Genomic DNA, 6906 nt, shown 5'->3' on the forward strand with positions numbered 1-6906 from the left:
CAACGCGGCAGCGGGAATGACAATCAGCGGCGTGTGAGACGAAGGTTATACGATCCCCGCCGCGACCTGGCCGCGTAGCCGCTCCAGGCCGTGCAGCGTGTTGGCGCAGGCCTCGGCAACCTCCACGCCCTTGATCGCAAAGTGCTTGCGGAAGAAGTCGTAGTGCACCTCGGTCTCGTGGAATTGCTGCGGCGTCAGCACGGCGGAGAACACCGGCACCTCAGTACGCAGTTGCACGTCCATCAGCGCCTTGATCACGGTATCGGAGACGAACTCGTGGCGGTAGATGCCGCCGTCGACGACGAGGCCGGCCGCAACGATCGCGGTGTAGCGCCGCGTCTTGGCGAGAATCTGCGCGTGCAGCGGGATCTCGAACGAGCCCGGCACCTGGAACACGTCGACATGGGTGAGGTGCCGCGCCTCCGCCTCCTTCAGGAAGGCAAAGCGCGCCTCCTGCACGACATCGTGATGCCAGCAGGCTTCGACGAAGGCGACCCGTTGCGGCTTTGCGAAGCGGGGATGCTCACGCACCAACGGCTCGGGTGGAACCGGCGGAGGTTGGGTTTCCTGGGATGGTTGAAGCTGGGACGCTTCGACTTGCGGATCTTGCAACATCTGATTCATGGCTTTCCTTCTTAAGGACCAGAATCAGGGCATACGGAACGACAAACGGCCGCATCGTCGCGATGCGGACCGCCACCGACCGTTCTCTTTCATCCGGACTTTAACCGTCGGCTTCGGAGTCGCACCGAATCTGCTGACCCTTCCTCCTCGCGGAAGAAGGCGCTCGCGGGCTTGGACCTTTCGGCCCTTACCGCCGGTGGGGACTTTCACCCCGCCCTGAGAACATCGGCCGTTCGGAATGAACGACCTGGATGAAATATGACGCCGGCGGGCGGCCGCAGCAAGCGCCTTCGGCATCGCCAAACCGCATGGTCCCATGCCGCCGGGGCGGTCCGGCGCCTCGTGGAACGGAATTTTGGGACTGCATTAACGATTGGCGCGCCGGTCGCTCAATCCGATTCCGATTTGTTCTCAAATTAATAATTGTGGCCGAGATGAGCTGTGGACGAGCCTGTCGGACCTTGTGGACGGACTCGCGACGGAGTTGCGCAGATTCCGCAAATCACATCAGTTGATCCCCGACAGGCCCGCGCGATCCGAGGGGATCGCCGCTAGCGACGTTAAGGGAGCGCGCGCCGGGCCAACCGCGTGCGTATCAAGACAACAATAAGGCAAGAGGTCGAGACGGCATGTCCCTGCTCGAAAGCAATATCGATTCCCGCAGCCACCCGCTCTCGGTGGTGGAGGACATCGCCGCTAGTAACAACTGGGCGTTCGAACGTTCCGGCGACGACGAGATCACCATCGTCTCGAAGGGGCAGTGGACCGACTATCAGCTCTCCTTCACCTGGATGAGCGAGATCGAGGCGCTGCATCTGGCCTGCGCATTCGACATGAAGATTCCGCTTGCGCGCCGTCCGGAAGTGCAGCGGCTGGTCGCCGCCATCAACGAGCAATTGTGGGTCGGGCACTTCGATCTGTGGACCCACACTGGCATGATCATGCACCGCCAGGCGCTGATGCTGCCGGGGGGGCTGACCGCATCGACCGCGCAATGCGAGGCCATGCTCGCCGGCGCCATCCACGCCTGCGAGCGCTATTTCCCAGCGTTCCAATTCGTGGTGTGGGCCGGCAAATCGACCAGCGAGGCGATGGACGCCGCGATGTTCGACACGGCGGGCGAGGCGTAACGCACACCGCCTCCCCAAGGTCGTCCTGGCGAAAGCCAGGATCCATACCGCGTGATTTCACCGTATTGCACGACGCTTGTTGCTCTGCCCTCCATCCACTAGAACCACTCGGGGTAATGGGTCCCGGCTTTCGCCGGGACGACGCTGAGTGAGTGGCAATAGCGATGGCAAACAACAGCGCCTTGAAAGAGATCACCGGCACCATTCTCCTCGCCGGCGCAGGCAGGATGGGCGGCGCGATGCTGACCGGGTGGCTGGCGCAAGGCCTCGATCCGCGCCGCGTCGCGGTGATCGAGCCGCATCTGTCGCCGGAGATCAGCGCGCTCGCTGCGAAGGGCATTGCGCTCAATCCGGATGTGACGAGCGCCGGAAGCGTCGAGACGCTCGTCGTCGCGGTCAAGCCGCAATCCTTCCGCGAGGCCGGCGCCAAGCTGAAGCCCTATGTGTCCGCAGACACCTCGGTGGTCTCGATCATGGCGGGAACCACGATCGCCTCGCTGCAAGAGGTTTGCGGCGGCGCCGTCGTGCGCGCGATGCCCAACACGCCTGCCGCGATCGGCCGTGGCATCACGGTTGCCGTAGCTGCAAACAATGTCAGCAACAAGCAGCGCACAGTCGCCGACGCGCTGCTCCGCGCCACCGGCTCGGTCGAATGGGTCGAGGATGAAGGCCTGATGGATGCGGTCACCGCCGTCTCCGGCTCGGGCCCTGCTTACGTCTTCCTGCTCGCCGAAGAGCTCGCGCGCGCCGGCGTCGCGGCCGGCCTGCCGGAAGCGCTCGCTACCAAGCTCGCGCGCGAGACCGTGTCAGGGGCCGGCGAGCTTCTGCACCGCTCGGAGCTCGCATCGAGCATGCTGCGCCAGAACGTCACCTCGCCCGGTGGCACCACCGCCGCGGCGCTCGAAGTGTTGATGGGCGAGCCTGGTCTGCGCGAGCTGATGATCCGCGCGATTGCGGCGGCGACGCGTCGGTCGAAAGAACTTGCCAAATAACTCGATGCCGTAGGGTGGGCAAAGCGAAGCGTGCCCACCCTTTCTGTCGCACACGTGGAGAGATGCAAGAGCGCCTTTGCCCACCCTACAGCATCGCCGCCTTACGCGTTCTTCTCTGACGCGCCGAGCCGCTTATTGAAAGTCTCGACATTGACGAGGCCGCGGGCATGGCGGCCTTCGCCGAGCTTGCGCGCGCCCTCGAACGCCTCGACCTCGAAGCGGATCACGCGGCGCTCGACCGCGATCACCTTCGCAGTGGTCCGCACCGTCGCGCCGACGAGGCTTGCCGCGAGATGGCGGATGTCGACCTCAGTGCCGACCGTGACCCAGCCCGGCTGAAGCGCAGAGCGGATCGCATCGCCCGCGGTCATCTCCATCTCCAAGATCATCATCGGGGTCGCATAGACCATCGGCATACCGGACACGAAATGCCCGACCGTGCGCTCCGGCGGCACCACGAGCGTGCGCTCCGCGCTCATACCGATCTCGATGAACTCGCGTGCGTCCATGGTGCCTCACACACGATGTCGTCCCGGACAAGCAAAGCGCAGATCCGGGACCCATAACCACAGGATCAAGTTTTGCGAAGGCTGCCGATTAACAGCTTACGCCCACAGCCACTCCCTGTGGTTATGGGTCCTGGCGTTCGCCAGGACGACGGCTGTGTTTGCCGCTCGAGCGAAGACTACTTCTTCGCGGCAGCCGCGCGCTCCACAAAAGTCTTGCCGCCCTTCATCTTGTGGCGAAGCGGAGCTTCGTTGATCTGGATGACGACGGCTTCCGCGTCGACGCCGAGATTCTTCACCAGCGCCTGCGTGATGTCGCGCATCATGCCGGCCTTCTGTTCGTCGGTGCGGCCTTCGGCCATGCTGACGGTGATCTCAGGCATCTTGTTCTCTCCCTTGCGGCCGGACGGGCCAATCACGATGACCCCATCAAACAGGACGCAGATGCCCGGGACAAGCCCGGGCATGACAGCTCTCGCGAATAGCTAACCCCAGCTCACGTCATGGCGCGCGAGCACCTCGCGCACCTTCGCTTCGAGGTCAGCCTCGCTGCACGAGAACTGCGCCGGGCGCGTCTCGCGCCATTCCTGGTTGGAGGCGATCGCAGCCGCGGCCTTGGCGCCTTCGATCAGATCCTTGATCTGCACCTCGCCGCGGGCTTTTTCATCGGAGCCCTGGATGATCACGCAAGGCGAATTGCGGCGATCGGCATATTTGAGCTGGTTGCCCATGCTCTTCGGGTTGCCGAGATAGAGCTCGGCGCGGATCCCCGCGGCGCGCAAGACGCTGACCATTTTCTGATAGTCCGCGACGCGGTCGCGATCGAACACGGTGACGACGACGGGCCCGAATTCGGACCGCGTGTCGAGCTTGCCGAGCAGCGTCAGAGCAGCCTGAAGCCGCGACACGCCGATCGAAAAACCTGTCGCCGGCACAGGCTCACCGCGAAAGCGCGAGACGAGGCCGTCATAACGGCCACCGCCGCCGACCGAGCCGAAGCGAACCGGGCGGCCCTTCTCGTCCTTGGTGTCGAGCAGAAGTTCAACCTCGTAGACGGGGCCAGTGTAGTATTCGAGGCCGCGGACGACGGAGGGGTCGATCTTGATGCGATCCTCGCCATAGCCGGCAGCCGACACGAGCTTTCCGATCTGGTCGAGCTCATCGCGTCCCTGCTGTCCGATGGCACTCGCGGCAAGTCGCGTGTCAAGCGGCGCGTTGTTCTCTTCGATCGCGGAGATGACGAGCGCGATGTCGTCCTCTTTCAATCTCGCACCCTTGGTGAAGTCGCCGGACTCGTCCCTGCGACCCTCGCCGAGGAGTTGTCGCACACCGGCAAGACCAAGCCTGTCGAGCTTATCGATCGCGCGCATAACGGTTAGCCACTGGGCGTCGTCGGCGATGCCGAGCGCATCGCGGACGCCATCGAGAACTTTCCGGTTGTTCACCTTCACCACGTAAGAGCCGCGCGCGATGCCGAGCGCTTCCATCGTGTCCGCGGCCATCATGCAGATCTCGGCGTCGGCGGCCGGCGTGGCCGAGCCGACCGTGTCGGCGTCGAACTGCATGAACTGGCGAAAACGGCCGGGGCCGGGCTTCTCGTTGCGGAAGACGTAGCCGGCGCGGTAGCTGCGATAGGGCTTTGGCAGCGTGTCGAAATTCTCGGCGACGTAACGCGCGAGCGGCGCGGTCAGGTCGTAGCGCAACGAGATCCACTGCTCGTCATCGTCCTGGAACGAGAACACGCCCTCGTTCGGACGGTCCTGGTCCGGCAGGAACTTGCCGAGCGCGTCGGTATATTCCATGGCCGGCGTTTCCACCGGCTCGAATCCGTAGAGTTCGTAGACGGCGCGGATCTTCTCGACCATCTGGCGCGTGGCCTTGATCGCAGCAGGATCGCGATCCTCCAGCCCGCGCGGCAGGCGCGCCTTCAGTTTCAGGGGTTTTTTGGGTTTTTCGGCCATGCGCGGCGTTTACCAGCCGACGCGCCATGCGGCAACCCGGTCGGTGCCCGCCGCCTACGGCTGCTCCATCCGCGCCCGCAGCGCGTCGGCGTCGGCCTTCGGCATCGATTTGAGGAGCGGCTTGATGGTCTCGCCGCCGACGATCTTGTCGTTGCGCATGAACATCCAGTCCGAAATGTCGGCGCCGGCGAACTCGACGAGGTCGCCTTCCCGCTTGCCCGGCAGGTCGCGCGGGCGGTTGGCGAACCGTCCGGAATAGGTGCCGTTGGGAAGCTTCTTCACGTCGTCCATCCAGATGTGCTCGGCGCTGTTGCGGCCCGCTGTCGGGAAGCGCACCTTCAGGGAATGCCCGGTCTCCGTCGGCTTTGGCGCATCGTAGGACGCCCAGAACGTCGGCAGCGTATTGCGCGCACGGGCGATCGCGACGTTCATCTCGGGATTGCTGGAGCGGACGTCGATGACCGGCGAACGGTCCTGGGCCCCGACCTCCGGCACGGGGCCGATCGCCAGAATGCCGAAGACCGAGATGCCGGTGATGGCAGCGAGCACTGCCCATTTCAGGGGTTGAGTGAGCGTAGGAGTCATGATCGCGCTGTCCAAATGCCTCGATGTCTCGGGCTTTGTCGCGCGATCGCGTGAGTGCGTTCATAAGGGTCCGCACGTGAGGCAAGACTCGTCATGGCCGGGCTTGTCCCGGCCATCCACGCGCTTCTGCACGGGCGACGCTAACGACGTGGATGCCCGGGACGAGCCCGGGCATGACGGAGAATGCTGCTGGAACAGAAGCCCCAACGAAACGTGGGAGAGCGGCGGAAAGATTCCGCCGCCACTCAAACGACCTTTCGGATCCAGTCGTGCGGGTCGTTGGTCCGGCCGTACTGGATGTCGACGAGCTGCTTGCGCAGCCCCATGGCGACCGGGCCGGCGGCGCCACCGCTGATGAGGAAGTCGCCGCTCGCCGAGCACACCTTGCCGATCGGCGAGATGACGGCGGCGGTGCCGCAGGCGAAAGCCTCCTTCAGCTTGCCGCTGGCCGCATCCTTGCGCCACTGGTCGATCGCGTAGGGCTCCTCGCGCACCACCGTGCCGGCGTCCCTGGCAAGCGCGATGATGGAGTCGCGGGTGATGCCCGGCAAAATGGTGCCGAGCGGCGGGGTGATCAGCGAGCCGTCGTCGAACACGAAGAAGATGTTCATGCCGCCGAGCTCCTCGATATAGCGGCGCTCGACCGCATCGAGGAACACGACCTGGTCGCAGCCATGCTCGATGGCTTCGGCCTGCGCGCGCAGGCTCGCGGCGTAGTTGCCGCCGCACTTGACGGCGCCGGTGCCGCCGACCGCGGCACGCGTGTAGTTCTCCGACACCCAGATCGAGACGGGCGCAGGCCCGCCCTTGAAATAGGAGCCGACCGGCGAAGCGATCACGGCAAAGATGTATTCCGCCGACGGCTTCACGCCGAGGAAGACCTCGTTGGCGATCATGAATGGCCGCAAGTAAAGGCTGCCCTCGCCGCCCGGGATCCAGGCGCGGTCGATCCGCACGAGCTGCTCGACCGCGTCGATGAAGACGTCCTCGGGCAGCGGCGCCATTGCCATGCGCTCGGCCGAGTTCTTGAAGCGCCGCGCATTGGCGTCGGGGCGGAACAGGTTCACGCCGCCGTCGTCGCGCTTGTAGGCCTTGAGGCCCTCGAAGA

The 6906-nt window shown here is 64.7% G+C and carries 7 protein-coding genes, 1 pseudogene and 1 riboswitch; of the genes and pseudogenes, 2 read left to right on the forward strand and 6 right to left on the reverse strand.

Going from position 1 to position 6906, the window contains the following annotated elements:
• Positions 1-45: 45 nt before the first annotated feature.
• Entirely contained in the window at positions 46-624 is a 579-nt protein-coding gene (locus tag SO156_RS11565) for a 6,7-dimethyl-8-ribityllumazine synthase (RefSeq protein ID WP_458148739.1), read from the reverse strand.
• Between the two features lie 77 nt (positions 625-701).
• Positions 702-852: riboswitch (FMN riboswitch) on the reverse strand.
• 401 nt (positions 853-1253) lie between these two features.
• Between SO156_RS11565 and SO156_RS11570 the strand changes: the two genes are divergently transcribed.
• Both SO156_RS11570 and proC read left to right on the forward strand, forming a co-directional pair.
• Entirely contained in the window at positions 1254-1754 is a 501-nt protein-coding gene (locus SO156_RS11570) for a type III secretion system chaperone family protein (protein ID WP_458148740.1), read from the forward strand.
• Positions 1755-1918: 164 nt separating this feature from the next.
• Positions 1919-2746: a pyrroline-5-carboxylate reductase gene (gene proC, locus SO156_RS11575; protein ID WP_498534868.1), complete on the forward strand. Its 828-nt coding sequence runs from the start codon at positions 1919-1921 to the stop codon at positions 2744-2746.
• 101 nt (positions 2747-2847) lie between these two features.
• Here the strand turns inward: proC and SO156_RS11580 are convergent, their stop codons facing one another.
• The 5 genes and pseudogenes from SO156_RS11580 to SO156_RS11600 form a co-directional block, all read right to left on the reverse strand.
• Positions 2848-3255 carry a thioesterase family protein gene (locus tag SO156_RS11580; RefSeq protein WP_498534869.1) on the reverse strand — a complete coding sequence of 136 codons (408 nt, stop codon included), beginning with the start codon at positions 3253-3255 and terminating at the stop codon, positions 2848-2850.
• Positions 3256-3431: 176 nt separating this feature from the next.
• Complete coding sequence (locus tag SO156_RS11585) at positions 3432-3635, reverse strand: tautomerase family protein (RefSeq protein WP_057741976.1); 204 nt, start codon at positions 3633-3635, stop codon at positions 3432-3434.
• Between the two features lie 233 nt (positions 3636-3868).
• Positions 3869-5213, reverse strand: a pseudogene (gene hisS / locus SO156_RS11590) (histidine--tRNA ligase); the annotation flags it as partial.
• A 54-nt stretch (positions 5214-5267) separates the two neighbouring features.
• Positions 5268-5798 (reverse strand): YegJ family protein, encoded by a 531-nt coding sequence (locus SO156_RS11595; RefSeq protein WP_498534870.1) that lies wholly within the window; start codon positions 5796-5798, stop codon positions 5268-5270.
• Positions 5799-6043: 245 nt separating this feature from the next.
• On the reverse strand, positions 6044-6906 hold an 863-nt coding region (locus tag SO156_RS11600), incomplete at its 5' end, for a branched-chain amino acid aminotransferase (protein ID WP_498534871.1).

Source organism: Bradyrhizobium sp. UFLA05-125 (assembly GCF_059803515.1).

Bases quoted from the DNA above. Each gene is read 5' to 3' on its own strand.
- SO156_RS11585 (WP_057741976.1), bottom strand. From the start codon at position 3,635: ATGCCTGAGATCACCGTCAGCATGGCCGAAGGCCGCACCGACGAACAG.
- SO156_RS11565 (WP_458148739.1), bottom strand. From the start codon at position 624: ATGAATCAGATGTTGCAAGATCCGCAAGTCGAAGCGTCCCAGCTTCAA.
- SO156_RS11570 (WP_458148740.1), top strand. From the start codon at position 1,254: ATGTCCCTGCTCGAAAGCAATATCGATTCCCGCAGCCACCCGCTCTCG.
- SO156_RS11580 (WP_498534869.1), bottom strand. From the start codon at position 3,255: ATGGACGCACGCGAGTTCATCGAGATCGGTATGAGCGCGGAGCGCACG.
- proC (WP_498534868.1), top strand. From the start codon at position 1,919: ATGGCAAACAACAGCGCCTTGAAAGAGATCACCGGCACCATTCTCCTC.
- SO156_RS11595 (WP_498534870.1), bottom strand. From the start codon at position 5,798: ATGACTCCTACGCTCACTCAACCCCTGAAATGGGCAGTGCTCGCTGCC.